22 protein-coding genes are annotated in these 26,751 nt (G+C 34.1%); 12 read left to right on the top strand and 10 right to left on the bottom strand.

Translation table 11 applies throughout. From position 1 onward, the window contains the following. The first annotated feature begins 64 nt into the window (after positions 1-64). On the top strand, positions 65-3,160 hold the full coding sequence (locus CJ739_RS02935) for an efflux RND transporter permease subunit (RefSeq protein ID WP_117172559.1): 3,096 nt from the start codon (positions 65-67) through the stop codon (positions 3,158-3,160). Next, complete coding sequence (locus CJ739_RS02930; protein ID WP_117172558.1) at positions 3,150-4,328, top strand: TolC family protein; 1,179 nt, start codon at positions 3,150-3,152, stop codon at positions 4,326-4,328. The genes CJ739_RS02935 and CJ739_RS02930 overlap by 11 nt, the downstream gene beginning before the upstream one ends. A 44-nt stretch (positions 4,329-4,372) precedes the next feature. On the opposite strand, the gene CJ739_RS02925 is transcribed toward CJ739_RS02930, so the two are convergent. Beyond that, a complete protein-coding gene (locus CJ739_RS02925) occupies positions 4,373-4,675 on the bottom strand; it encodes a tyrosine-type recombinase/integrase (protein WP_409446058.1) in 303 nt (100 codons plus the stop codon). Between the two features lie 626 nt (positions 4,676-5,301). Next, entirely contained in the window at positions 5,302-6,345 is a 1,044-nt protein-coding gene (locus CJ739_RS02920; protein ID WP_162880111.1) for a phage tail-like protein, read from the bottom strand. Positions 6,346-7,250: 905 nt separating this feature from the next. Between CJ739_RS02920 and CJ739_RS02915 the strand changes: the two genes are divergently transcribed. The 6 genes from CJ739_RS02915 to CJ739_RS02885 all read left to right on the top strand — a co-directional run bounded on the left by CJ739_RS02915 (position 7,251) and on the right by CJ739_RS02885 (position 14,928). Continuing rightward, positions 7,251-8,564 (top strand): TolC family protein, encoded by a 1,314-nt coding sequence (locus CJ739_RS02915; protein WP_117172555.1) that lies wholly within the window; start codon positions 7,251-7,253, stop codon positions 8,562-8,564. Between the two features lie 97 nt (positions 8,565-8,661). Then, complete coding sequence (locus tag CJ739_RS02910) at positions 8,662-9,744, top strand: efflux RND transporter periplasmic adaptor subunit (RefSeq protein WP_117172554.1); 1,083 nt, start codon at positions 8,662-8,664, stop codon at positions 9,742-9,744. A 218-nt stretch (positions 9,745-9,962) separates the two neighbouring features. Then, positions 9,963-13,154 carry an efflux RND transporter permease subunit gene (locus tag CJ739_RS02905; protein WP_117172553.1) on the top strand — a complete coding sequence of 1,064 codons (3,192 nt, stop codon included), beginning with the start codon at positions 9,963-9,965 and terminating at the stop codon, positions 13,152-13,154. Positions 13,155-13,199: 45 nt separating this feature from the next. Continuing rightward, a complete protein-coding gene (locus CJ739_RS02900; protein ID WP_117172552.1) occupies positions 13,200-13,505 on the top strand; it encodes a hypothetical protein in 306 nt (101 codons plus the stop codon). A gap of 11 nt (positions 13,506-13,516) precedes the next feature. After that, on the top strand, positions 13,517-13,705 hold the full coding sequence (locus CJ739_RS02895) for a YgaP family membrane protein (RefSeq protein ID WP_117172551.1): 189 nt from the start codon (positions 13,517-13,519) through the stop codon (positions 13,703-13,705). Between the two features lie 371 nt (positions 13,706-14,076). Continuing rightward, positions 14,077-14,928, top strand: a complete 852-nt coding sequence (locus CJ739_RS02885) for a zinc-dependent peptidase (protein WP_117172549.1) — start codon at positions 14,077-14,079, stop codon at positions 14,926-14,928. A 175-nt stretch (positions 14,929-15,103) separates the two neighbouring features. On the opposite strand, the gene CJ739_RS02880 is transcribed toward CJ739_RS02885, so the two are convergent. Continuing rightward, positions 15,104-15,667, bottom strand: a complete 564-nt coding sequence (locus tag CJ739_RS02880; RefSeq protein ID WP_205419385.1) for a CHRD domain-containing protein — start codon at positions 15,665-15,667, stop codon at positions 15,104-15,106. Positions 15,668-15,922: 255 nt separating this feature from the next. Between CJ739_RS02880 and CJ739_RS02875 the strand changes: the two genes are divergently transcribed. After that, positions 15,923-16,348, top strand: coding sequence for a CBS domain-containing protein (locus CJ739_RS02875; protein WP_117172548.1), 426 nt, complete (start codon positions 15,923-15,925; stop codon positions 16,346-16,348). A gap of 33 nt (positions 16,349-16,381) precedes the next feature. Then, a complete protein-coding gene (locus tag CJ739_RS02870) occupies positions 16,382-16,798 on the top strand; it encodes a CBS domain-containing protein (protein WP_117172547.1) in 417 nt (138 codons plus the stop codon). A gap of 28 nt (positions 16,799-16,826) precedes the next feature. On the opposite strand, the gene rpe is transcribed toward CJ739_RS02870, so the two are convergent. From rpe to CJ739_RS02835, 6 genes are all read right to left on the bottom strand, one after another. Beyond that, a complete protein-coding gene (rpe, locus tag CJ739_RS02865) occupies positions 16,827-17,489 on the bottom strand; it encodes a ribulose-phosphate 3-epimerase (RefSeq protein ID WP_117172546.1) in 663 nt (220 codons plus the stop codon). A gap of 188 nt (positions 17,490-17,677) precedes the next feature. Further along, entirely contained in the window at positions 17,678-18,541 is an 864-nt protein-coding gene (locus CJ739_RS02860; RefSeq protein ID WP_100610046.1) for a sigma-70 family RNA polymerase sigma factor, read from the bottom strand. A gap of 220 nt (positions 18,542-18,761) precedes the next feature. Then, the gene (locus CJ739_RS02855; RefSeq protein WP_117172545.1) at positions 18,762-19,136 is read right to left on the bottom strand and encodes a hypothetical protein; all 375 of its coding nucleotides are present in this window, start codon (positions 19,134-19,136) and stop codon (positions 18,762-18,764) included. Positions 19,137-19,549: 413 nt separating this feature from the next. Then, on the bottom strand, positions 19,550-20,956 hold the full coding sequence (locus CJ739_RS02850; protein WP_117172544.1) for a family 43 glycosylhydrolase: 1,407 nt from the start codon (positions 20,954-20,956) through the stop codon (positions 19,550-19,552). 469 nt (positions 20,957-21,425) lie between these two features. Then, the gene (locus CJ739_RS20515) at positions 21,426-21,683 is read right to left on the bottom strand and encodes a tyrosine-type recombinase/integrase (RefSeq protein ID WP_335645423.1); all 258 of its coding nucleotides are present in this window, start codon (positions 21,681-21,683) and stop codon (positions 21,426-21,428) included. Beyond that, positions 21,664-22,665, bottom strand: a complete 1,002-nt coding sequence (locus tag CJ739_RS02835) for a hypothetical protein (protein ID WP_117172541.1) — start codon at positions 22,663-22,665, stop codon at positions 21,664-21,666. Before CJ739_RS02835 ends, CJ739_RS20515 begins: the two co-directional genes overlap by 20 nt. Before the next feature lie 149 nt (positions 22,666-22,814). On the opposite strand from CJ739_RS02835, the gene CJ739_RS02830 reads away from it, so the two are divergent. Both CJ739_RS02830 and CJ739_RS02825 read left to right on the top strand, forming a co-directional pair. Further along, the gene (locus CJ739_RS02830) at positions 22,815-23,603 is read left to right on the top strand and encodes a hypothetical protein (protein ID WP_117172540.1); all 789 of its coding nucleotides are present in this window, start codon (positions 22,815-22,817) and stop codon (positions 23,601-23,603) included. A 39-nt stretch (positions 23,604-23,642) separates the two neighbouring features. Beyond that, entirely contained in the window at positions 23,643-24,158 is a 516-nt protein-coding gene (locus tag CJ739_RS02825; RefSeq protein WP_117172539.1) for a hypothetical protein, read from the top strand. 243 nt (positions 24,159-24,401) lie between these two features. On the opposite strand, the gene CJ739_RS02820 is transcribed toward CJ739_RS02825, so the two are convergent. After that, a complete protein-coding gene (locus CJ739_RS02820) occupies positions 24,402-26,672 on the bottom strand; it encodes a polyribonucleotide nucleotidyltransferase (RefSeq protein WP_117172538.1) in 2,271 nt (756 codons plus the stop codon). Positions 26,673-26,751: the final 79 nt, after the last annotated feature.

Raw genomic sequence — 26,751 nt, 5'->3', positions numbered from 1 at the left:
GTTAAATGATGAATGTTTGATTATTCAATTCAAAATTTAAAATTCAGAATTCAAAATTCCATAGATGTTAAATAAAATAATTAAATTTTCACTACAAAACCGATTTTTTGTAGTGATAGCATCGGTTTTACTGTTGATTTTTGGTAGCGTTGTTGCTTCAAAAATGGAAGTAGATGTGTTTCCTGATTTGACTGCTCCAACAGTTGTTGTACTTACTGAAGCGCACGGTATGGCTCCTGAAGAAGTAGAAAAATTGGTTACATTTCCTATTGAAACTTCGGTAAATGGTGCAACCAATGTTCGACGTGTTCGTTCTTCATCCTCTGCAGGAATTTCTATTGTGTGGGTGGAGTTTGAATGGGACACGGATATTTACAAAGCAAGACAAATTGTAAATGAGAAAATAACCGCAGTAGCTGAAAAATTACCACAAGGAGTTGGAAATCCTACAATGGGTCCACAATCTTCTATCATGGGAGAAATTATGTTGGTCAGTGTAACAGCAGATAAAACTTCTCAAATTGATTTACGAACCATTGCCGATTGGACGATACGACCAAGATTATTAGCAACAGGCGGAGTATCCCAAGTAGTTGTAATTGGCGGAGAATACAAGCAGTATCAAATTTTGGCTTCGCCTCAAAAGATGAACTATTATAATATTTCACTGAATGAATTATTAAAAGCAAGTGAAGAAGCCAATGGTAATTCCTCTGGTGGTTTTATGAATGAATACAATAACGAATACATCGTTAAAGGTATTGGTAGAACTAATGAAATTCAAGCTTTAGGCAAATCTTTAATTAAAATGCAGCATGGAAATCCCATCAAAATTGAAGATGTTGCCGAAATTAAAATTGAGGCTTCTTTAAAAATTGGTGATGGTTCGTTAAAAGGAGAACCTGCTGTAATTATGACCGTAATGAAGCAACCTTCAACCAATACGTTAGAACTTACAGAAACTATTGATGCTTCGATTGCCGATATTCAGAAGAATTTGCCAAAAGATGTGCATATTAATACTAAAATTTTCCGTCAGGCTGATTTTATTAATGCCTCCATCAGTAACATTCAGAAAACTTTATTGGAAGGAACTGCTTTTGTAATCATCATTTTGTTTTTATTCTTGATGAATTGGAGAGCAACGTTTATATCCTTATTGGCGATTCCAATTTCATTAATTGTTGCGATATTAACTTTAAAATGGCTTGGTTTTACCATCAATACTATGAGTTTAGGAGGTATGGCAATTGCTATTGGCGATTTGGTTGATGATGCTATTATTGATGTGGAAAACGTGTTTAAACGACTCAAAGAAAATGCCCTAAAACCAAAATCAGAACAAAAGGACAAACTGACTGTAATTTTTGATGGTTCATTTGAAATTAGAAGTTCCGTTATTAATGCAACCTTTATTATTATCGTTGCCTTTTTACCCTTGTTTTTTTTATCAGGAATGGTAGGGAAATTATTAGCTCCGCTTGGAATTGCTTTTATAGTAGCGTTGTTTGCATCGTTAATTGTTTCAATCACACTAACGCCTGTATTGGCAAGTTACTTATTGACTAATGATAAAATGCTTTTAAAACAGCACAAAGAAAGTTGGCTGGTAGAACGTTTGCAAAAAGTATATTCCAATGCTTTGAACAAAGTTATGGAAATAAAAAAAGCAGTATTGATTGTTGCGGGTGGTTTATTTTTAGTTTCCTTGTTTGTAATGAGCCAATTGGGTAGAAGTTTTTTACCCGAATTTAACGAAGGTTCATTAGTAATTAGTGCAGTTAGCCTGCCTGGAATATCATTAGAGGAAAGCAACAAAATAGGTACGCAAGTCGAAAAAGCATTACTATCTGTTCCGGAAATAAAAATTACAACCCGAAGAACCGGAAGAGCCGAACTCGATGAACACGCACAAGGTGTAAATGCTGGCGAAATTGATGCACCATTTACACTTGACGAGAGAAGCCGTGAGGAATTTATGGCTGATGTTCGAGAAAAACTAGCAGGAGTTACGGGAGCTAATATTACTATTGGGCAACCCATTGGACATCGTATCGACCATATGCTATCGGGAACGAGAGCCAATATTGCCATTAAGATTTTTGGTAATGATTTGAATAAACTTTTTACACTTTCTAATGAAATAAAAGCTAAAATTCAGAATATTGAAGGATTGGTAGATTTGAGTGTGGAACAACAAGTGGAAATCCCACAAATTCAAATTAAAGCTAAACGTGATCTATTGAACCAATACGGAATTACAATTGGTCAGTTCAATAAATTTGTTGACGTGGCTTTTGCAGGTGAAAAAGTATCTGAAATTTATGAAGGTAATAAAACTTTCGATTTGATACTTCGCTTTGATGATGCCAACAAAGGCAAAATGGAAAACATCAAAAATGCGATGATTGATACTCACGATGGTAAAAAAATACCATTGTATTATGTAGCCGATATTGTAAGCACATCGGGACCAAATACCATCAATAGAGAAAATGTACAACGTAAAACGGTTGTTTCTGCGAATGTTTCGGGTCGTGACCAAAAAAGTGTTGTAGCGGATATTCAAAAAATCATTAATGAAGAAGTAAAATTACCTGAAGAATATCATATCGAATATGGCGGACAATTTGAAGCCGAAGCTGAAGCATCAAAAACATTGGTGTTAACTTCACTTATTTCGTTATTGGTTATCTTCTTAATTCTATATCAAGAATTTAAAAAGGTTAAAATAGCTTCCATCATTTTGTTGAATCTACCTTTGGCATTAATTGGTGGTGTTTTCAGTATTTACTTTACTAGTGGTATTTTGAGTATTCCAGCTATTATTGGTTTTATAACGTTGTTTGGTGTAGCAACCCGAAACGGAGTTTTATTAATTTCTCATTATGAAACTTTAGAAAAAGAAGGATTATCGCTTTATGAAACCGTTATTCAAGGTTCAAAAGACCGATTAAGTCCCATTTTAATGACTGCACTAACCGCAGGATTGGCTTTAATTCCGCTAGCTATTGCAAGTGATTTACCAGGAAATGAAATTCAAAGTCCGATGGCAAAAGTTATTTTGGGTGGTTTATTGACTTCAACCTTATTGAACATTTTTATTGTTCCTGTGGTGTATTATTTGTCTAATCGAAAAAAAGTAATAAATGAAAACTAACATAATTCTATTTTTAGTAATGATGTCATTTAGTTTGGGATATTCTCAATCCAATATTGATACTATTTTAACTGAAATTGCTAAAAACAATAAGACCATTCAAGCCAATATGAACTATTGGAATGCTCAAAAAGTGCAATACAAAACAGGTAATACATTATACAATCCAACGATTGAGTATGATTATTTAAAAGGAAGTCCTGCCAATGCAGGAAATCAAACAGATATTATTGTAACGCAATCTTTTGATTTCCCAACTGTTTATGGAAAGAAGAACGAGTTAGCTAAACAATTAAGCACTCAAGCCGATTTGCAATTGAAAGCGGCTAATCAAGAGTTGCTTTTGGAAGCTAAAAAGATTTGTATTGAATTGGTTTACCGAAATAAATTGCAAGTTCCGTTGACTAAAAGAAAAGAAGCTACTGAAAAGTGGTTGGCCAATTTCAAGAAGAAATTGGATAATGGCGATGGCACTATTTTGGATGTAAACAAAGCCGAAATTCAATTGTTAGAAATCAAAAAACAGTTTCAAGACAATGCTTCTGCTATTGCAAAACTCAATGAAAAACTAACAAGTTTAAATGGTGGAACTGCAATAATTCTTACTGATGTTGTGTATTTTAATGTTCCTGTCATTCCAAATTTTGAAACCTTGGAAAAGGAAATTGAAGCACAAGATTATATTCGAAAAACGTTAGAACAAGAAAAAGTAATTGCTCAAAAACAAATTGAAGTAAGCAAAGCATTAGCCTTACCAAAAATGGAAATCGGTTATCATTATCAAGGTATTTTAGGACAAACCTATAACGGAATTCATACAGGAATTTTATTACCATTATGGGAAAGCAAAAACACCGTTAAGCTTCAAAAAGCAAAAATGGTTTATGCAGAAGGAGCTTTGTCAGACCATACCAATGACTATTATTACGAAATAAAGCAGCTTTATGGTCGTTATGAAAGTTTGAAAAGTATTTTAGCTGATTATGAAAAAATAAACCAATCTGTTGAACCTATAAAATTATTGGATAAAGCGTTATCAGCAGGACAAATTTCGGTTTTGGAATATTTTGTAGAGCTTAATTATTACAATGACTCTCAAAATTCCTATTTAGAAATAGAAAAGGAATATTATGATGTTGTAGCTAGTTTGTTGAAGTATAAATTATAGGTTATTAGTTCAAGTTAAGTAGTATAAAACGCAAGTTCCCAAAATTAGGAAGCTTGCGTTTTTTGATTTTTTGAATTGATAGTAAATTTCTCTTTCAAAATCTTCATATCTTCACTTACTTTTCTATCCAAAACTTTTGCATAATGCTGAGTAGTTCTCAAATTTTTATGTCCAAGCATTTTACTAACGCTTTCAATAGGAACTCCATTAGTGAGCGTTACAGTTATTGCAAAAGTGTGTCGGGCAATATGGATGGTTAGTTCTTTTTCAATTTCACAAACTCCAGCAATTTCTTTTAAATAGGCATTCATTTTTTGATTGGATAGAATAGAGAGTATTAAATTCACTGTGTAGAATATTGCGAATAGAAAACTAATTAAGCTGGTAGTAAGTTAAGTTTATTACCGAAGCTTAATCATATTCCAAGATGTTCATATAAAACTTTAACTGATATAATTCTCGTTCTGCTTCATATGGGGTTTTATACTCCAATCTAATGAAGAATGCAATCGTTTTTTTATACTATTTGATTGTAGGTAGATATGAATTGAGCAGACAAAGTGAATCATCTTTGACGAATTATAATGTTAATTCTCCTAAAGCTAAATTCCTTAAATCCTCTAAAAAATGATTCGAAAATCGTACGAGGAAGGTCACTAAAACTAAAATTGTTTAATAACAAAACCATGTAATTTTTATTAATTGCATGGTTTTTAGGTTTTTATAAGTTAATAAAATTTGAATCATTTTGGTTTGAAATATTTGCTAATCGCCAGTAGAATTCAAAGTGTCAGTTGAATAGCATAGAGAGGCAAACAAGTAATTTTAATAGCTTATTAAAGGGTGTTTCGACTACGATCCATGTGGCATTGCCCCTAATTAGACTTTTCGGACAGCGAGTTTTAGTGTCATTTGCTTTTATGCAGAATGAGGGAATAAAGGTTGAGTGTTTACTCCCTTTCTTGTTAATCTGCTAGTTTTGGAACTTTACGAAATCTAGATAAAACGCAGGGTTGCCCATATTAAAGTTGTTTGGAACAACTCCATTAGTTTTTGCTGCAAGAACAGTATATGTTCCCGCAGTGGAAAAATAAAGTACCCGACTCTGGTCTCGAGGAGACATCATTTGAGTATCTGCAACATTGCAATATGTCTTCCAAACATCTCCAATGCCATTAATATAAAAACTATAATCATTACATCCTGACTGAATTGTAAGGCCACAACGGAAAAAATACCATCCTTGTTCAGGAATGACCACACTCAGTCCTGTATTAAGACCGGCACCTCCGGTACCACCCGTGAAAGGGTCTACAAGAGTTCCGGAATAGGGAGTCCAATCATTGGCAAATGCAGTCACAACCGTTGTCGACCAGGTAGCGACACCATCAGCATCGCTGGACAGCACTTTGCCCAACCCTTGTGTTCCGTCGATAATTTTAAGGGCGCCTGCTGTCGAACCATTATTGATTTCCAAAGGTGCAGTCGGAGATGCCGTACCTATACCAACCCTGTTGTTGGCGGCATCTACGGACCATGTTGTGCCATCAACAGAAAAACCATTGGTAGCTGATGAGGTAAAGGCAAGCGGAAAATTTCCCTGGGTTATAATAGTGCTCTTATTAAGTGTACCTCCCAGTTCCGTTTCAGTACCATTTAAAGTGAGTCCGTTCCCTGCTGTATAGTTTATAGCATTACTGCCTACTTCCTGCCAAATGCTTCCGTCAAAAAAATAATAACCTTCCGCTGTAATGTTTGCTGTTTTTGTACTGGCTACAGTAACAGCTGCTGTAGCATAGATAAAAGTTCCTTTTTGGTCGGTACCATACATAGCATCTGCTAATTTAATTTCGTCACCTGTAAGTCTGGGTACAAGGAGACCTTCCGGTGTGCTACCATCAGTCGTTTTTGCTGTGATGTCAAGTGTTGCTTTTGGTGCTGTGTTATTTATGCCGACCTGAGCTGATGCTATATTGCAGACAAGCAATAGAACCATACTGTAAAGGGATTTCTTCATGAATTATTTATAAGGGTTAAGTTAAATGGGAATTATAGATCTATATATGGGTTTCGATAAAAATCCAGACTGGGGAGAATGTCATTTTTAAATTATTAAATATTGGCGCGACTAATTTATACAAAAAAGTAAGAAACATAAACATTTTTTTTGTTAAATAGACTTAATACTTTGTAAGATAAGTTTTTCATTTTGCTGAATATTCATATATTATGTTTATTATCAAACAAATACATAGAAGACAACTTAAATTAAGCGAATTATAAAAAACGGAGTCTAAAAACAATTGATGATAAGGATAAATCTGTCTGATTTACAATTACTTACATGAGGCTATAAAAATAAAAATTTAGCTTTTAATTCTGGGTATCAATTATTTAGAATTCTTCTATTAAGTCGATCTAACCGAAGCTTTAAAAGTTTAGTCAGAGCCGATGGTTTGCAGTTCTTCCAGAGTTATCTATAATTAATGACGAACCAAATCACATTTATAAGTCCACTAATTGAATAAAATTGATGTTTTTGATGCCATGATTTTTCGCTGTATGAAAAGAATTATGAAAAACAGCTTCTTCTCAAATTTTGACATTGCAAAGGCTGTAGTTTTTAGGATTTTTTTTATTCAACAGTATGTTATTGAATAATATGCTATTAGGTAACAAAAGTCATGTTTTTTTTCATTATCAATCTTTACATTGTATTGTTATTATCAATAATATATTTTACAGTAATTAAGTAACATAAGTTACCATGCTAAGTAACATAGGTTACCAAAGGACTTTAAAAACACCTCTACATTTGCTCTGTTAAATAATAATTTAAATGAGCCATAATATAGAGATTGCAATCAACGAAAGTAATTCAAGGCTCTTTCAATTTGATAATAAAAAACAATAAATCAACAAATGAAAAACAACTTATACATTTTAACTTTTTGTTTTTTAAGTTTTGTTTCTATTCTTAATGCTCAAGATATTATTCCAATATCTAAAGCAGATGTGTTAAACAGGGTTAAAGAAGGTAATCAAACCATTAAAATTTCAAAAGAGGATTTCAATCAAGCTAGAGCAGATTACAGACAAACCAATGCCATTTTTTTACCAAACATAGCAGTGTCCCATACAGGGATTTCTACAACCAATCCTTTGATGGCTTTTGGTTCAAAATTAAATCAGGAACTATTGACTGCCAATGATTTCAACCCAGCATTATTAAATGATCCTGATCAAACCCAAAATTTTGCAACACGCATTGAAGTGAAACAACCACTTATAAATATGGATGGGCTTTATCAGCGCAAAGCAGCTAAAAGTAAGATGGAAGCCATGACTTTTCAAATCGAAAGAACCAATGACTATTTGATGTTTGAAGTCAATAAAGCGTATATGCAATTGCAATTAGCTTATAAAGCAGTGGATGTTTTAAAAAAGGCACTTCAAGCAGCAGAATCAAATAAAAAATTAGCAGATAACAGCTTTAAACAAGGCTATTTACAACAAGCCGATGTGTTGGCTGTAGAAGTTAGAGTTACTGAGGTGAAGAATCAGCTACAAATGGCTAAGAGTCATGTTGAAAACGCTTCAGATTATATATCATTCCTTATGAACGATACCAGCAATGCTCTACTAAAACCTACAGATAGTTTAACGATCAACAATTTTGATTTAGTTGCAGCATCTCAAGTATCCACAGAACGTTCAGATATTAAAGCCATGCAATTAGCATCCAACGCCTATGAAAGCATGAACAAAGCTGATAAAATGACGTTTCTGCCTACTTTAAATGCTTTTGGAAGTTATGAATTATATGATGACAACGTTTTTCAAGGTGATGCGAATGGCTATTTAGTGGGTGTCCAATTAAGTTGGACTATTTTGGATGGTACTAAGCGTTTTGGGAAATCTCAAAAAAGTAGCGCTGCATATGAAAAATCAAAACTACAATACGAGCAATATCTATCACAAAGTCAGTTAGAATTGAATAAAGCCAAACGTATGTTTATGGATGCTGAAAACAAATTACAGCTTTCAAAACTTGCCATGGAACAATCCCATGAATCTTTAAGAATTAGAACAAATCGTTTTGAAGAAGGCTTGGAAAAAACATCAGACTTATTAATAGCAGAAACACAGTTCGCACAAAAACAATTAGAATATTACCAAACCATTTTTGAGTATAACTATGCGCAAGCATACTTACAATTTTTAACTAAAGCTTAATGAAAACTAGGAAACGAGCCATGTCAATGATGTTGCTATCAACAAAAAGATTATTGGCGAATGACATTAACTTCTAAAAATAATAAAAAATAAATAGATGAAAACTAAACATACAATAGCCTTTTTAGCATTCACATTTTTAGCAGTAAGCTGTGGTAGTGAAGAGAAAAAACCAATAGCAGGGAATCCGCCAATTCCGGTAAAAGTAAGCACAATAAATGAAAATAGTAACAGACCGTTTTTAACAGCTAGCGGAACCATACAAGCCGTTAAAAGTGCCAATTTAAGTACACGCATGATGGGTTTTATTACGAACACGCCTGTAAATGTTGGTGATTATGTAAAAACAGGTCAGTTACTAGTTGCTATTAATAATTCAGATTTACAAGCTAAACTGTCACAAGTTAATGCAGGCATATCAGAAGCGACAGCAGCCTTTACAAATGCTGAAAAAGATTATAACCGCTTTAAAAATTTGTTTGCAGAAAATAGCGCATCTCAAAAGGAATTTGATGACATAACAGCGCATTATAATATGGCTAAAGCCAGATTGGAAGGTGCAAAACAAATGAAAAATGAAGTAGATGCCCAATTTGCTTATGCTAACATTCGTGCGCCTTTTGATGGTGTTGTTACAGGTAAATTCATTAAAAATGGTGATATGGCAAACCCAGGAATGCCTTTAATAGCTATAGAGACACCAGGGAAATTTGAAGTGGTGGCTAGTGTGCCAGAAAGTGACATTTCAAAAATTAATTCAGGAACTCCTGTCAATATCCTTGTAAAATCAATTGGCAAAGCGGTTGAAGGTAAGGTTACCGAAGTAAGTAGTTCTGCAAAAAATACGGGTGGACAATATATGGTGAAAGTGGCTTTAGATAAAACAGACGCTTCAATCCTATCCGGCATGTTTGTAACGGTTCAATTTCCAATTAAGGCTCAAGAAAAATCTGAAATGGTTTTGATACCTAATGAAGTGCTTGTTACTAAAGGTCAACTTTCTGGAATTTATACGCTTAGTGAAAGTCATACGGCGTTATTACGTTGGTTGCGCTTAGGTAGAACGTTTGGTGATCAAGTAGAAGTATTATCTGGTTTATCATCCAATGAAAGATATATTATTTCGGCTGATGGCAAATTGTTTAACGGGGCTAAGGTAATCCCATCTCCAGCCCCTTAAGGCAGGTAGTTTGATAAAAGACTTTAAAAAGAAATCAAAATAAGTTAAAAAATTAGTTCATAAGGCTTTTTGGCTTTGGAGTAGTTAAAAACGCGTTAAGGATAGTAGCGGCATCCTTTTTTACGTCAGATTGAGTGCCTTGAGGTAACGAAAGGTATCGAGAACAAGTAAAAAAGATACAGCGGATAGCCTGTTAAAACGCCCAAAAATAAACGAACATGCAAGAAGGAATTTCAGGTAAAATTGCCCATTTTTTCATCAACTCAAAACTTACCATTTTGTTGATGATTGGCTTGATGATTATTGGTATATATAGTTCATTTCTTATTCCTAGAGAGGAAGAACCACAAATAAATGTGCCTATGGCCGACATTATGGTTGGTTATCCAGGAGCAAATCCGGGCGAGGTTGAAAGTCGGGTTATAAAACCTTTAGAAAAGATTATTTCAAACATTAAAGGTGTTGAACATATTCATAGTATGGCTATGAATGGTCAAGCGGTTATGGTGGTTCAATTTTATGTTGGTGAAGATACAGAGCGCTCTTATGTAAAACTATATGATGAGTTGATGAAGCACAAAAATATGTTTCCTGAAGGTGTTTACCAACCTATAGTTAAAACACGTTCTATTGATGATGTGCCCATGCTCGGATTAACCCTTTGGAGTGAAAACTATGATGATTATCAATTGCGTCAAATTGCTGAAGAATTAATTTCGGAAATTGAAAAAGTAAAAGATGTTTCCATTACTAAAGTTATTGGTGGTAGAAATAGGGAATTAAAAGTGTCTTTAGATAAAGATAAAATGGCAGAAAGTGGCGTGGATGCTTTGGGCATTATACAAATGGTAAAAGCCAACAACAGCAGCTCACAATCCGGCAGTTTTGTTAATAATGATACGGAGTATTTAATTACTACCGGACGCTTTTTGGAAACCAAGGAGGATGTTGAAGATTTAGTGATTGGCGTTAATCAAAATATGCCTGTTTATTTAAAACAAGTGGCTGCTATTACTGACGGTCCTTCATCACCGAAAAGTTATGTGTCTTTTGGTTTTGGGCAAGCTAATGATGGTTTTAAAGACTTTAAATCAGAATATCCTGCTGTTACCATTTCAATTTCAAAAGTAAAAGGGGCAGACGCCATGAAAATATCTGAAAAGATATTAACGCATATGGATGGATTAAAATCGACTTTAATTCCAAGTGATGTCCATGTTGATGTGACACGTAATTATGGTGAAACCGCATCAGATAAAGTAGGTGAGTTGTTATTGCATTTAGGCGTTGCCATATTGGCTGTAACTATTTTGGTCATGTTGGCGATGGGTTGGCGAGGTGGATTGGTGGTATTTTTCTCGGTACCATTAACCTTTGCATTGACCTTATTTGCTTATTATATGCTGGGTTACACATTAAATAGAATTACATTATTTGCTTTGGTATTTGTGGTTGGTATTGTGGTAGATGATAGTATCATTATTGCCGAAAATATGCACAGGCATTTTAAGATGAAGCGTTTACCATTTAAACAAGCTGCCATTTATGCCATCAATGAAGTAGGGAATCCGACCATACTGGCCACTTTTACAGTAATCGCCGCTATATTGCCAATGGCATTTGTGTCGGGGATGATGGGACCTTATATGAGTCCGATGCCTATTGGCGCATCTATTGCCATGATATTATCATTATTCGTTGCATTAACCGTAACGCCTTATTTAGGCTATCATTTATTGCAGGAAAAAGCGGGGCAAACCCATAAAGAAGAAGCAGGATTAGAAACAAGTAAAATCTACAAAATATATAAAAAAATTGAGCAGCCGTTTTTAAACAGTTCTAAAAAACGTCATGTCATGTTCGCCATTACTGCTTTACTGCTTGTTGGTTCCGTACTCATGTTTTTCACCAAGTCGGTTGCTGTTAAAATGTTGCCTTTTGATAACAAGAATGAATTTCAGGTAGTTATTGATATGCCAGAAGGCACCACTTTAGAAAGGACGGCCGTTGTTACCCAAGAAATTGCACACTACTTAAAAACCGTTCCTGAAGTTGTAGATTACCAAAATTATGTTGGAGCTTCTGCACCTATTACATTTAATGGTTTAGTACGTCATTACGATTTACGAGGCGGTAGCAATATGGCAGATATACAAGTAAATCTGTTACATAAGGAAGATAGGGAGTTACAAAGCCATGATATTGCAAAAAAGGTACGACCAAATATTCAAAAAATCGCTAAAAAATACCATGCCAATGTAAAAATCGTTGAGGTTCCACCAGGACCACCAGTGCTTTCTACATTAGTAGCTGAAGTTTATGGACCAGATTATGATGAGCAAATAAAAGTGGCCCAACAAGTTAAAAATATTTTAGAGCATACTGTTGATGTGGTTGATACCGATTGGATGGTTGAAGCGAATCAAGTTGAATACCGTCTGGTGGTAGATAAAGAAAAAGCCATGCTTAATGGTATTGCTCCGCAGCAAGTGGTTGGAAACTTAACATATTTACTTCAAGAATATCCTATAGCCAATATATATGACGAAACATCAAACGACCAGGTAAGTATAGTGCTTTCTTTAGATGATAAAGATAAAACATCACTCCAGGATATTCAAAACCTGAAAATAAAAGGAAATCGAGGACATGTAATCCCTGTAAGTGATTTGGTGTCGGTTAAAAAAGAAACCTTAGAAAAAACTATTTACAGAAAAGATCAAAAACGTGTTGTTTATGTACTGGCAGATATGGCTGGTGCACTGGAAAGCCCTGTATATGCCATTTTAGGGATGAATGAAAAACTTCAGAAAATAAAATTGCCTAAAGGTTATGAAATTAACGAACTGTATATGGACTCACCTACCGAAGAAACAGATTTTACCGTGAAATGGGATGGCGAATGGCAAATTACTTTAGAAGTGTTTCGCGATTTAGGAACTGCATTTTTAATCGTTATAGTTATTATCTACATGTTAATTGTTGGCTGGTTTCAAAACTTTAAAACACCTTTGGTCATGATGGTTGCCATTCCGTTATCGTTAGTTGGAATTGTTCTTGGTCATTGGATTTTAGGAGCGTTCTTTACGGCGACGTCTTTTATTGGAATGATTGCCTTGGCGGGTGTTATGGTGAGGAATTCTGTTTTACTAATCGATTTTATTGAGATAAGATTAAACGATGGTATTCCTTTAAAGCAAGCTATTTTAGATGCGGGTGCCGTAAGAACAACACCTATTTTGTTAACTACAGGAGCAGTTGTTATTGGAGCGTCAATTATTTTATTTGACCCGATTTTTCAAGGTTTGGCTATATCATTAGTAGCTGGAGCTATTGTTTCTACGCTTCTTACTCTTATTGTAGTACCGCTGATTTATTACATCACTGAAAGAAAAAAATGGGAACATTAATTAATGTAATATATAATCAAAGTAATGTAATACATAATCAAAGAAATGAAACTAGTTATTATTACCGCAATCAAAGAGTTTGAAAACGACATTAAACTCCAATTAAAAGAAGCCGATGTGAAGACATTCTCATTTAGAGATGTTACAGGTTATAGGGATAGCACAGAAGATGCTGTTGAATCTAATTGGTTTTCGAGTGAGATGAACCAAACGGAATCCATTCTTTTCTATGCATTTGTCAAGAAGGAAAATGTTGACATGCTGTTTGAATTAATCGATAATTTCAACCAGCAACAAGAAAGCTTGTCACAAATTCATGTAGCCGTTATAAATATAGAAAAATCAAATTAAAATTATTCAAAATGAAAAATAGAATCGTTAGGGGCATTGCAGGTAGCTTTATACTAATAAGCTTATTACTTGCTATATATGTCAATCAAAACTGGTTGTGGTTTACAGCTTTTGTAGGTGCCAATTTATTGCAATCATCATTAACAAAATGGTGTTTAATGGATACTATTTTAGAAAAAGTATTCAAAGTAAAAAACTAAGTTTTAAAAGTTGACAACAATTTTCAAAATAAGCAGTTTCATGTTTTATAAACCGCTTATTTTGAATCATCTTTAATATAAGATTCCCAAAATACCAAACTGTTCAAAAGTGTATCCATATATTGTTTTTTTAATAAAAAGCTTCATTGCCCAACATAAATAAGTCTTTTTAGCAAAAAAAAGAATTCTATCAAATAAAATCTTCATCAAAAACCTGAGCTTAAAATTCAATATTTTAAGCTCAGGTTTTGTACTTTTAAGCTTTGTGCCATTTGAGAGATTTGAAAGGATCCTAATAAAGACCCTTAGTTGTTTCAAAGATTAAATAGTATTGATATATAATTAATTTTTAAAATAGACGTTTTTACTTGATGTTAAACCTACTGGTTATTAAAGACTTTACTTTAGGCGGCAAAATTCTTATTGGAGTTTTGTTAGTCATATTGTCCTATATTATTTTGAGTTATATCTTCAAAATGATAGAAATGGGTTATGTGCTAAAGCAAAAAAAACCATTATATAACCATTTTTATTTCCGGTTAAGGCGTTTAAATCAAAGGCAAAAAGATATTTTACAGCATCAATTTTCATTTTATAAAAAACTTAATAATACAGAGAAAAAATACTTTGAACACCGTGTGGCGTCTTTTATTAAAGATAAAGATTTTATTGGTAGAGATGGTGTTGTAATTAATGATGAAAAAAAAGTTCTAATTTCGGCAACAGCTGTTATGCTTACGTTTGGTTTTCGGGATTTTTATATTGGTTTAATTTCTAAAATCGTCATATACCCAAACGCTTTTTATTCTAAAACAAATAAAGCATATCATAAAGGAGAGTTCAACCCTAGGCTAGCCGCTTTAGTACTCTCATGGGAAGATTTTATAAAGGGATTTAACGCCGATAATGATAATGTTAATTTAGGCATACACGAGTTTACCCATGCCATACATATTAACAGTATTAAAGAACGTGATGTAAGTTCAACTATTTTTAGCGATTCGTTTAAGGAGTTGTCGGGCATGTTAGCTTCAAATGAAGCTTTAAGAAATAAATTAAAGGAGTCGGATTATTTTAGGAAATATGCCTTCACAAATCAGTTTGAATTTGTTGCTGTAATCATTGAGAATTTTATTGAAACACCTAAAGAGTTTAGGTCGCAATTTCCGCAGGTCTATGATAAAGTAAAACAAATGCTCAATTTTAATGTTATTAATTATTGAACTCATCTTGACTTTTTTAAATGAACCAATATAAATGAGACTGTATAAAAAGTAAACTCCCAATGTCAGTTTGAGCGCAGCCGAAAACCTTGTTGGTCAGATTACCAATGCATTTCGACTGCGCTCAATGTGACAATTAACTTCTAAATAGACTTTGACTTTTAGCCTCAAATCTTTAAAGCTGGCCTCTGATTTCGCCTCCGCCAAATGTTGGAAAGGTGTGAACATTTACATAAATAAGCCCATTTCTCATGGCGCTTATAAGACCTGGCATGTCGCCTGCAAGTGAACCGGTTATGTCTTCAGCCGCAATATGACCCTCTGCTAAAATACCATTCGCTGGACCGGAAGGCTGTTCATTCGGATTTACATATAATGTAACCACAACACCTCCGTTTACGCCCACTGGAGCCAAATGGAAATGAGCAAACCTTACATTTTCAATGTTGGCTGTAATTAACTTATAGTGAATGGTGCTTTCGTCTTTGCTTATAGCAACAATAGCTTGTCCGGTAGCTTTAGAATCATTAGCAGGAACTTCATTGGCACCACTAAGGTTGGTCGTAAAAACTAACCTAGTGTCAGAGGTTTTTTTAGAACTTGTTTTAGCGCTTTCTTGCAATATGCTTGCTGCCTCTGTTTGTGGGTCAAGTAGTGTTTCGTTTGAGCAAGCAAATAGTGCCATGCTCGCTACAAAAAGTAATGCCATACTTTTCATAAAATAATTTTTTCTTTTCATACATATTTAGTTTTAATATTTAGTTATATATACTAAGACTAAAAATTTGGGGAAGTGCACAGCATACACTCCTAAATAAGTTATATCTCCATAAGATAGTGAACAATTTTTATTTTATAAAAATTAATTGCTAACAGGTGGCGTTTATTATTTTAATGGTACAAACTTATTCATTGGGTTACATGATTTTTATCATGCTTTTTTATAATTTGATTTTATAATTTTAGTGATAGTAAAAACTAAAATTGAAAAGCCATGATACGTAAAGCGCCTATTTCAATGATAATGACAGCACCTGTTGTCACATTAAAAAAGAAGGATAGTTTAGAAACAGCCGAGCGACTTTTCAGAAAGCACCATATACGACATTTGCCCGTAGTTAATGACAATGTCGTTGTAGGCATGCTAAGTTATACAGATTTACTTCGACTTAGTTTCGCAGATATTACAGATAATTCAGATTCCGATGCTAATGCCGATGCCATGGTATATAATATGTTTACTATAAAACAAGTAATGAAGAAGCATATAGTGACGGTTTCGACTTCAAATTCAATAAAAGATGTAGCAGAGATCTTAGCAAGTAAAGAGTTTCATGCTTTACCTGTTGTGGATAATAACAAATTAGTTGGTATTGTTACCACTACCGATCTTATAAAGTACTTGTTAAAACAGTTTTAATATCATTTAATCTTTCAATTAATAAAAAACAAAATGAACCGAAGAGCACCAGTTTCAGAAATAATGAGTAAAAGTGTTGTTGCATTAAAAAGAGGTGATAATTTAGAAAGAGCCGAAATGCTTTTTAATAAGCACCGAATCAAACACATTCCAGTTGTTAGTTCAGATGTGATAATAGGGATGTTAAGTTATTCCGATTTACTAAAAATTAGTTTTGCTGAAACCACAAAGGACGAGCATGATGTAAATGCTGTAGTATATAATTCGTTTACAATAGAGCAGGTGATGAGTAAGCATATCGTATCTATAAATAGCGATACCACTATAAAAGAAGCGGCTACTATTTTAGCTGAAAGAGAGTTTCATGCACTGCCTGTTGTAGATAATGGTGTTTTGGTAGGTATAGTAACTACTACCGATTTGCTAAACTATTACATAAAACAATATTAAGAGCCAAAGGATAAAACTTAAACAGTCTCTAAGTATTGGCAATAGTTTTAAGTTGCTTTATGGTTTCAAGCGGATTGTCACTTTTGAAAATAAAACTTCCCGCTACTAAAACATCGGCACCAGCGTCGGTAAGTGCTTTTGCGTTGGCAGTTGTTACACCTCCATCAATTTCTATAATGGTGGAAGCGCCTTTGCGTGTAATTAATTCTTTTAGCTGTTTTACTTTGTCATAGGTGTTTTCAATAAAGCTTTGACCACCAAAACCAGGGTTTACACTCATAATAAGCACTAAATCAATGTCGTTAATGGTGTCTTCTAAAAGACTCACGCTTGTATGTGGATTTAATGAAACACCAGCTTTCATACCTTCGGCTTTAATGGCTTGTAACGTTCTATGTAAATGCGTGCAGGCTTCGTAATGAACCGTTAAAATATGGCTTCCTAAATCGGCAAATGTTTTAATGTATCTATCAGGGTCAACAATCATTAAATGTACATCAACCGTTTTTTTTGTATATTTAGTTATGGCCTGTAGAACAGGCATACCAAAAGAAATATTTGGTACAAAAACACCGTCCATAATGTCTATATGAAACCAGTCGGCTTCACTTTGGTTTACCATTTCTATATCGCGTTGAAGGTTAGCAAAATCGGCAGCAAGTAGCGAAGGCGCAATTAATTTAGAACTCATTATAAAGGTGTGTTGTAAAGTTTATGCAAATATAGAAAAGTCTTTTAGAAGTCCCTTTCCTTTGGAGAGGGATTTAGGGTGAGGAGAAAAATAAACCCCCGGTAATCAGCCGGGGGTTCTTTCATCAATCAAAAAACGAACAGTTATGTGTAACTGTTTGTTACTATTATTTAGTCGTAAAAAGTCTACTAACCTAAATATGTTTTTAATATTTTACTTCTAGAAGTGTGTTTTAACCTTCTAATAGCTTTTTCTTTTATTTGACGTACACGTTCACGAGTTAAATCGAACGTCTCACCAATTTCTTCTAAGGTCATTGGGTGTTGGTTTCCTAAACCAAAGTACAAACGAATCACGTCTGCTTCACGAGGTGTTAAAGTTTCTAAAGCACGTTCAATTTCTGTACGTAACGATTCGTGTAATAACTCTCTATCTGGGTTAGGCGATTCACCACTATTTAATACATCATATAAGTTAGAATCTTCACCTTCAACTAAAGGTGCATCCATACTTACGTGACGGCCTGAATTTTTCATAGACTCTTTAACATCGTTAATAGTCATGTCCAACTCTTTTGCAATTTCTTCAGCACTTGGTGGACGCTCATGACTTTGCTCTAAAAACGCAAATGTTTTATTAATCTTGTTAATAGAACCAATTTTGTTTAAAGGCAAACGTACAATACGTGATTGTTCAGCCAACGCTTGAAGGATCGATTGACGAATCCACCAAACGGCATACGATATAAATTTAAAACCACGGGTTTCATCAAAACGTTGTGCTGCTTTAATTAAACCTAAATTACCTTCATTAATTAAATCGGGCAATGTTAAACCTTGGTTTTGATATTGCTTAGCTACCGATACAACGAAACGTAAATTAGCTTTTGTCAACTTCTCTAAAGCAGCTTGGTCGCCAGCTTTAATGCGTTGTGCTAATTCTACTTCTTCGTCTGCGGTAATTAAGTCAACTTTTCCAATTTCTTGAAGATATTTGTCTAACGAAGCGGTTTCTCTGTTGGTAACCTGCTTCGTGATTTTAAGTTGTCTCATCTAAAGTTCTTCTGTAAGTTATAAAATGAATATTGTTATTCAATAGTTATACGTAACTATATCAAAAATGTTACAAAAAGTTTTGATTTATTATTGAAATAACCTTTTCAAGGCGTAAAAATTTTAAAATAGCCACGCTATCCGTTATTTCTTTTATTTACAAAAATAAAAGGATGCCATTCCTGTCGTTAATGCAGAATTTAGTTCTAAAGATTTTATTTTAAATCTTAATTAGTGTTTTGTTCTTAAGATTTATTGCCTCCAACATTTCTTGTGTAAAGGCATAATGCCCACGAACTGTAATAAGTCTAAATCTAGACGATTTTAAATTGCTTAAGGTGTTAAGAAATAGCCATTTGGATTTTAATAGTTTTGGTTTTTCGGATTTTAAACTTAAATCAAAATAATGTTTTCTGCCTTCCTTTTCTGCAACAATATCTGGTGTGATAGTAATATTGCTACCTGCTTTTGCATAAGATTTTGGGGTTTCATAACCATCAGCATCGGCTTGAATGTTTTTAAAGCCGTGCTTCTCTAAATAAGTAATAGAGTTCTCTAAAATGTCTGAATATTTTGCTTTGTCTTCATGTATCATAACTAGTAATATAATGAAAATGAGTAAAAAAGCAAATTTTTAACAAGGTTTAACGTTTGATGGTAGATTTTAAGAGCTAATAATTTTATGGATGTAATTATTTTTGATGGTTATACATGTATGTTGTATATAGTTTTTTGTTCCTTGTGTATGCTGATGTAAAGCCAATCTATTTTTAGTTTTTACAAATTTAATCTTTCATCTTATTTCTCACTTATCTTGCAGAGCATCTATTTTGTAAGTGGGGAAATCCCAAAATCTCCCTTAAACGCGGATATCCGGGCTGGCTTTGTAAGCTCTTTGGCAAGTTTTGGTCTAAGTGTGGCTCGTATGGTTTGCCAATGTGCTTATAAATAGGATGGGTTTTCCTTAATTATCATTTAACCACTTTGCCTAAGTTTCTAATACAGATATTAGAACACCCAAGCCTCGCTGAATGATATAAATGTATCTATGCTTCCCCATTGTTTTCCTGACTTTTCCGTCCAGTACCAATGTGATTGAGTCGGAGAGTATGTTAATATATATTCCCCCTCAGGTAGCATTGGACTCATATATTGTAAACCTTCTACCGTTTTGTTCGAATACATATCTACCCATGTATCGTGTACTGTTTCTCCTTTTGGACTTTTAATTATAATGTGACCGTATCCACAGTCTATAGATGCTACGCCACGTAAAGCTATTTGAGAACCTTTGAATGAAATTGAGGCAGTTGCGTCCTTTGTATTCGCTCGCTTCGATTTAGTATCGTCACCCTCCGCATCTTTCCACAAACCTTTATAACTTACAGCCTCATCATTATATGCTATTTTATAAGAGGGTTTCATAGGGACATCTTTCCATACTCCCGTTTCTACATTAATGGTCCAGCTTTCATGATATTCAGGCATTGAAATTTCATCGTCATTAAATATTAGTGGTTGCCATACATAAGTTGCCGTAGCTCTTTGTTTAGGAAAAGACCATCGGTCTCCCATGTAAATAAATGTGGTTGTTTTATTTCCTACTACAGGAAACACAAAAGTAGATTGAGAATTCCATGTGAGCGTACCTTCAGGGGCTACTGCCCCTCGATTTGTCCAGGGACCAGTCAGAGATTTTGCAGTAAAATAATAATTATCGTTTCGTTCCCAGCCTGTCAAGCCGGAGCCAATCCAGTAGTAAGTATCTTTGTGTTTAAATACTGCGGGGGATTCGGTACGAAGTGTTTTGTCGTGTTTTAAAACGTGTTCTACCACGCTCTTATAATCGTTAGCTAATTTATAGATATCGCCATGATGCAATATAACATAACCTGTTCCATCATCATCCTGAAAGATCCCCATATCCCAACGTTTAATATATTCATCTCCGAACATCAATCGTCCTTTATATTCATAAGGTCCGGTTATGTTATTTGAAACAGCATATTCAACAGCAGGATTTGTATAATTGTTAGAATCGGCATGCATATACATGATAAATTCACCTGTAGATGGGCATTTCATTACTTTCGGACGCTCACCAATACATTCAGCACTCGATAATCTACCGCTTTGATTTGGAGGCATTGCGATACTTTCGAATGTCCAGTTCATCAGGTCAGAAGAAGAGTAGCAGCTAAAACCTTCAAATCTATTATTGTCGTTGTTTTTATATTCGCCAAATAGATAGAATTTATCACCCTCTTTAATAATATTGGCTCCATGCGCTGAAACATTGTTTCCGTCCTTGGTATACCAGGGTATACCTGTAATAACAGATTGGTAATTTTTCTTATTATGAACAGAGCAAGCTGTTAAAATGATAGTAATTACTACTAAATGTTTTATTTGCATTTTTCTAAAGTTTGTATAAAGGTTATAACTTATTTGTCTGCATATTGAAACACATTATAAGGGGATGCGATTCCTTTAAATTTTAATACGACAACACCATGTGGTGGAATTTCTTTGGTTATTTTTTGGGGGGAGGAGATAACAAAATAGATTCGCAAAACTGTACCGCCCTATTATCGGAGACCAATCCAATCAATCCTTTTTTTGTAATTATTTTAATCTTTTTATATCGTTTCAATGTATTGATATATGTTTTTTCATAATTGCACACAATGGTTTTATAACTTTTAGTTGTGGGATGTTTGGTAGTAAAGATAGAAAAAAGAACTGATTTTGACGTGACAGCGTCTGTATCCGCAGAGCATGTTTCCACCATTGAAGTTATGGACGGTTTAACAAACTGAACCATTAGTATGCCGCAAGGTGGTTTGCCGTGAGGCATGAACTAAAGGAAGCGAAGTCTGCTATTTCAAGATTTATCTAAAGGACTTTTTATTTCTTGTAAATCTTTTCGAGTAACAGGAGTATGAGTCATTGTGGCTTCTGGTCTCGTGTGTCCTAATAACTTTTGAATATACCATATATCAATACCTTGCTCTAGGATGTGTGTGGCATAACTATGACGAAGGATATGGGGTATTTGAGGTAGAAAGGGAAAAGGGTGTTTTATTACCGTTATTTCAAATATTAAATGGTATAAATCTTTGCTACTCAAAATCAAACGCATCATTATCAATAATGATGCGTTCTCGCAATCGGTTTATTTTTTGGTGCATTCTATTAAAAAATAATGACCTGTCTTTTTCGCCCGCATTCACCAATAGCTTAGAAATGCTCATTTGTTTTTCAAAAAAATCGTGCATAAGTTCACAAGTTGGTTGATGCTCTATTTTAAAATAACTTATTACTGTAAAAGGTGTAAAGAATACTTTTTTATAAGGTGTTTTTACCATAATAGTATTGCTCATGGTATGGATATCGTTAATGTATAAATTATAAATAGCTTTATTTTTGGAACCAATTATAGACTGTTGAATGGCTTGTTTTTCTACATGCCGAATAACATCTTCAATGTCTGTACAAATTAGCAATGCCAATTTTTTTGATAGCGCTCCTGCTTCAAAATAGTATAATACTTGTTGTAATGTGCCATTAATGGTGGTATTGTTCCAAATCTCTGTAATGTTTATGTCTTTGTAAACTTCACCTAATTTGTAAGCGTTTTCAAGTAATGAATCGGGAATGGTTTTTATAAAATCATCAAATGTGACTTTGCTTTTAGTCATATTGGTATCAACATCTTTTAACCAAACATAAATTTTATAACGTGATAAAAAGGAATCTTTTAATGTATGAAAAAGTGGAATGTCTTTAGCTGAATAAATTATGGAAGCACTTTTTAATTGTGTTAATGGTAAAACATTATTAAGCGATTGTTTAAAGTAGAGTTCTAAACCTTCTTTGTTATGTATTGGTGGTGATAATTCTGTAAGGATAGAATTTTGACTGCCAACTTCAAATAAATTATTTAACGATATTTTATAGTGTTTTGCAAGTTTTACACTTTCCTCAAGAGATAAGCTGGTTTTTAAATTAATACGTCTGTATGCTGCATCATAACCTATATCTAAAATAGTGGCTATTTCTTCTACAAACGAGGTCTGATTTTGTGTTTTTTCCTTTAGATACCTAATAAATTGTTCTTGCATTTTTTGAAAAATTACAAGTAGGTTTCTGGAAGACTTTGTGAAATTTAAGAAAAATAATTCTAATTATCAGCGTTTTAGTCAAATGATTATCAAATATCACAAAGTACATTTGAACTACTAACCATTCATGCGTTTTTTAAAATAAAAGCATGACTTTAAACACTATTATTATGAAAGCGTTATTGAATTTATTATTAGTGATTATTGTGAGTTCCTGCGAGGTTAAAAGGGTTTATACCACAGGTTCATACGGCTCGATAAAGTCTTATACCGAAAAACAACATTTTATAGATAAAAAAACAACCGCAACCTATGTATCTGGAGACATTAGTTTTGGAAAACATTCGCAAGAGGATGATAGTTTTAATGATACTAAAACTATAGTAGCAATTAATATTCATAGAAATACTACGGGAAGGTTTTTTAATTATTATTATGGATTGGGAGGAACCTATGGTGCTTATAATTTTAAGGAAGGCTATAGCGATCTAATTGTTAAAGGTGAAAAGAGTCTTTTTTATACCATTAATATTAAATCTGGAATAAACTATACTTATACAAGACCTAAAGTAGACTGGCGTTTTATAGGTTTGGAATTTGCTTATCTAAATGAATTTGGACCTTATCAAGATAAATTATCTGAATTAACTACCAATAATGACGGAAATCTGATTATTGTCAATCAGAAATCTATGTTCACTTTCAACTTATATTCAGAATATGTGTTTAAAATTTCTAATGAAGAAGCATTCACTCTAGGTTTTTATCTAGGTGATTTGTTGAATTACAAAAACACGGAATTATATAGCGATAGCACAGGATTTAGTGGTATAACATTAGGATTGAGGCTTAATAAATACTCCGTTAATGCCATTTTTGAAACAGGCGAAGGAGACATTAAATCTTCTAAAATTGGACTTACTTATAAGCTCAAATAAAATTAATTATAATAACTAACTGTATAAATTTAAAAAATCATGAAGACACTAAAAAAGCAAATCAGACTAATGGCTTTGGCTATAGTTTTGGTATTTAGTACAGGCACTTATGCTCAAAGTGAAGTAAAAAAAAGCAATATATACCTTAGAGTATATGATTTGGAAGGCAAGCAAATAAATAAGGGGTCGCTAATTTTTATTAATGATTCACTTCTGGAACTAAAAGGGAGTAGCAAACAAGAGAAAATAAGTTTACGAGAAATTGGTTTTATAAAAACCAAACGGGCAGCAGGTAATAATGTGCTTATTGGTGCTGCAACAGGGGCTGCTCTAGGAGCTGTTTTAATAGCTTCTTCTTCAGACCCAAATGATTGGGTTTTTTCATACACACCAGCTGAAGGCGGTTTAATAGGAGGACTTTCTGGTGCCTTTGTTGGTGGAGGGGTAGGCGGGATAACTTCTTTTTTTAAAAAATCGGAAACTTTTATTATTAATGCTAGTGATGTGAATTGGAGTCTATTTCAGCAAACAATAGGCGAGCAAAGGTTTAAGTAAGAACTCATCTTTATTTTTTATGTTTAACCTAAAATGAGATAAAATCTGTGCAGATGAGACGCTTTTTGAAAGGCATAGTAGAGCTAAGCATAAAAAAAGAAACAAAATATGGACGGATTTTAGCCCTTCCTGCCTGCCGGCAGGCAGGTTTTAGGAAATAGAAAAAGTCAAGATGAGTTCTAAATTAAAAAACCTCACAAAAAAATATCTTGTGAGGTTTTAAATTTATAAGATTATAAAAACTTAGTCGTCTTTTCTGTCTTCTCTAGGTCTTCTATCGTCACGACGATCATCTCTACGATTATCACGTCCGCGATTATCACGACTTCCACCTCTGTTATCACGTCCACCACGGTCGTTGTTATCTCTTGGTGGTCTTGCTACATAACCTTCTGGTTTTTCCAATAATGCTTTACGGGATACTTTTTCTTTACGGGTTTTTGGATCTACACCAAAATACTTCACATTGAAAACATCGCCCATATTAACCACATCGGTTACATTTTCGGTACGTTCCCAAGCTAGTTCGCTTACGTGTAATAACACCTCGTTTCCTGGTGCTTCCGTATATTCTACAACAGCTCCAAAATCCAGCATTTTAATGACTCTTACTTCGTAAGTGCCACCAACTTCCGGTTTAAACATTAACGAGTCTATTTTAGCTAAAACCGCATCAATACCATCTTGATTGGTTCCTAAAATTTCAACAATACCTTCTTCGGTAATCGGATCCTCGTTAATAACGATGGTTGTTTTAGTCGCTTTTTGTAATTCTTGAATCACTTTGCCACCAGGACCAATTAAGGCACCAATAAACGCATTAGGAATCACTCTTGTAATCATTTTAGGAGCATGTGCTTTTACATCTGCATTTGGTTGTGCAATGGTTTCAGTAAGTTTGCCCAAAATATGTAAACGTCCAGCTTGTGCTTGTTTAAGAGCATTTACTAAAATTTCATAAGAAAGACCTTTAACTTTTATGTCCATTTGGCAAGCAGTAATACCATCGGCAGTACCGGTTACTTTAAAGTCCATATCTCCTAAGTGGTCTTCATCACCTAAAATATCAGATAATACGGCGTATTTTCCTGTTTCAGCATCAGAGATTAATCCCATGGCAATACCTGAAACTGGTTTTTTAATTTGAACGCCTGCATCCATTAATGCCATTGTACCAGCACAAACAGTAGCCATAGAAGACGAACCGTTTGATTCTAATACTTCAGACACGATTCTTACGGTATACGGACAATCTGCAGGTACCATACCTTTTAAGGCACGTTGTGCTAAATTTCCATGACCTACTTCACGACGAGACGTTCCTCTTATTGGACGCGCTTCACCAGTTGAAAAAGGAGGGAAGTTATAGTGTAAATAGAAACGCTCTTCTCCTTCAAACGATGGCATATCTATTTGATTGGCTTCTCTTGAAGTTCCTAAAGTAACTGTTGCCAAGGCTTGAGTTTCCCCACGGGTAAAGATTGATGAACCATGTGTAGATGGTAAATAATCGATTTCACACCAAATAGGTCTGATGTCTGTTGTTTTACGTCCATCTAAACGTAAGCCTTCATTCAAGGTTAAATCTCTAACCGCTTTTTTCTCAGCTTTATAGAAGTATTTAGAAACCATGCCTCCATAATCAGCCAATTCTTCTTCGGTAAATGTTGCTTTTACTTCTTCTTTAATAGCTTCAAAAGCAGCACTGCGCTCATGTTTTGCCGATGCAGCTCTTGCTACGGCATATACTTTATCGTAAGTTAAAGCTTCTACCTTTTTAGCTAATGCTTCATCTTCACGTTCTGGTTCGTATTCACGAGTTTCTTTTTTACCAAAGGCTTCCGCTAATTTTACTTGAGCAGTACATTGTACTTTAATGGCTTCGTGTGCAAACTTAATGGCTTCAACCATTTCTTCTTCAGAAATCTCACTCATCTCACCTTCAACCATCATCACAGAATCTGCGGATGCTCCAATAACCATATCGATATCGGAAACTGCTAATTGTGCTCTTGTTGGATTGATGATAAATTGACCATCTACACGGCCTACTCTAACTTCAGAAATTGGTGTTTCAAAAGGAATGTCAGATAATTGAATCGCTGCAGAAGCTGCTAATCCAGCCATAGCGTCTGGCATCACATCCTCATCATGAGACATTAACTGAATCATTAATTGGGTTTCAGCATGGTAATCTTTTGGGAATAACGGACGTAAAACACGGTCTACTAAACGCATTGTTAATACTTCGCCATCACTGGGTCTTGCTTCTCTTTTAAAGAAACCTCCTGGATAACGTCCAGAAGCAGCAAATTTTTCTCTGTAATCTACCGTTAACGGTAAAAAGTCAACATCACTTTGTTGGTAGTTGGAAACAACTGTACACAAAAGCATACATTTTCCAGATTGCACAACAACAGAACCGTGCGCCTGTTTTGCTAATTTTCCGGTTTCGATGGAAATTGTACGTCCATCACCAAGGTCAATGACCTCTCTAAAAACTTTTGGAATCATAAATTTTTTAATTCTAATTAAACAATGGTCGTTGTGTTGTTGTGTGTAGTTGTTGTGTGACCAATGAAAAACTATAATA

The organism is Mariniflexile sp. TRM1-10 (genome assembly GCF_003425985.1).
Classification (GTDB): domain Bacteria; phylum Bacteroidota; class Bacteroidia; order Flavobacteriales; family Flavobacteriaceae; genus Mariniflexile.
Note: the sequence above shows the minus strand (reverse complement) of the source record. Positions and strands in the feature narration are given on the sequence as shown.

Coding starts and splice junctions, on each gene's coding strand:
- CJ739_RS02935 (WP_117172559.1), top strand. CDS start 65: ATGTTAAATAAAATAATTAAATTTTCACTACAAAACCGATTTTTTGTA.
- CJ739_RS02930 (WP_117172558.1), top strand. CDS start 3,150: ATGAAAACTAACATAATTCTATTTTTAGTAATGATGTCATTTAGTTTG.
- CJ739_RS02920 (WP_162880111.1), bottom strand. CDS start 6,345: ATGAAGAAATCCCTTTACAGTATGGTTCTATTGCTTGTCTGCAATATA.
- CJ739_RS02915 (WP_117172555.1), top strand. CDS start 7,251: ATGAAAAACAACTTATACATTTTAACTTTTTGTTTTTTAAGTTTTGTT.
- CJ739_RS02910 (WP_117172554.1), top strand. CDS start 8,662: ATGAAAACTAAACATACAATAGCCTTTTTAGCATTCACATTTTTAGCA.
- CJ739_RS02905 (WP_117172553.1), top strand. CDS start 9,963: ATGCAAGAAGGAATTTCAGGTAAAATTGCCCATTTTTTCATCAACTCA.
- CJ739_RS02900 (WP_117172552.1), top strand. CDS start 13,200: ATGAAACTAGTTATTATTACCGCAATCAAAGAGTTTGAAAACGACATT.
- CJ739_RS02895 (WP_117172551.1), top strand. CDS start 13,517: ATGAAAAATAGAATCGTTAGGGGCATTGCAGGTAGCTTTATACTAATA.
- CJ739_RS02885 (WP_117172549.1), top strand. CDS start 14,077: ATGTTAAACCTACTGGTTATTAAAGACTTTACTTTAGGCGGCAAAATT.
- CJ739_RS02880 (WP_205419385.1), bottom strand. CDS start 15,667: ATGAAAAGAAAAAATTATTTTATGAAAAGTATGGCATTACTTTTTGTA.
- CJ739_RS02875 (WP_117172548.1), top strand. CDS start 15,923: ATGATACGTAAAGCGCCTATTTCAATGATAATGACAGCACCTGTTGTC.
- CJ739_RS02870 (WP_117172547.1), top strand. CDS start 16,382: ATGAACCGAAGAGCACCAGTTTCAGAAATAATGAGTAAAAGTGTTGTT.
- rpe (WP_117172546.1), bottom strand. CDS start 17,489: ATGAGTTCTAAATTAATTGCGCCTTCGCTACTTGCTGCCGATTTTGCT.
- CJ739_RS02860 (WP_100610046.1), bottom strand. CDS start 18,541: ATGAGACAACTTAAAATCACGAAGCAGGTTACCAACAGAGAAACCGCT.
- CJ739_RS02855 (WP_117172545.1), bottom strand. CDS start 19,136: ATGATACATGAAGACAAAGCAAAATATTCAGACATTTTAGAGAACTCT.
- CJ739_RS02850 (WP_117172544.1), bottom strand. CDS start 20,956: ATGCAAATAAAACATTTAGTAGTAATTACTATCATTTTAACAGCTTGC.
- CJ739_RS20515 (WP_335645423.1), bottom strand. CDS start 21,683: ATGCGTTTGATTTTGAGTAGCAAAGATTTATACCATTTAATATTTGAA.
- CJ739_RS02835 (WP_117172541.1), bottom strand. CDS start 22,665: ATGCAAGAACAATTTATTAGGTATCTAAAGGAAAAAACACAAAATCAG.
- CJ739_RS02830 (WP_117172540.1), top strand. CDS start 22,815: ATGACTTTAAACACTATTATTATGAAAGCGTTATTGAATTTATTATTA.
- CJ739_RS02825 (WP_117172539.1), top strand. CDS start 23,643: ATGAAGACACTAAAAAAGCAAATCAGACTAATGGCTTTGGCTATAGTT.
- CJ739_RS02820 (WP_117172538.1), bottom strand. CDS start 26,672: ATGATTCCAAAAGTTTTTAGAGAGGTCATTGACCTTGGTGATGGACGT.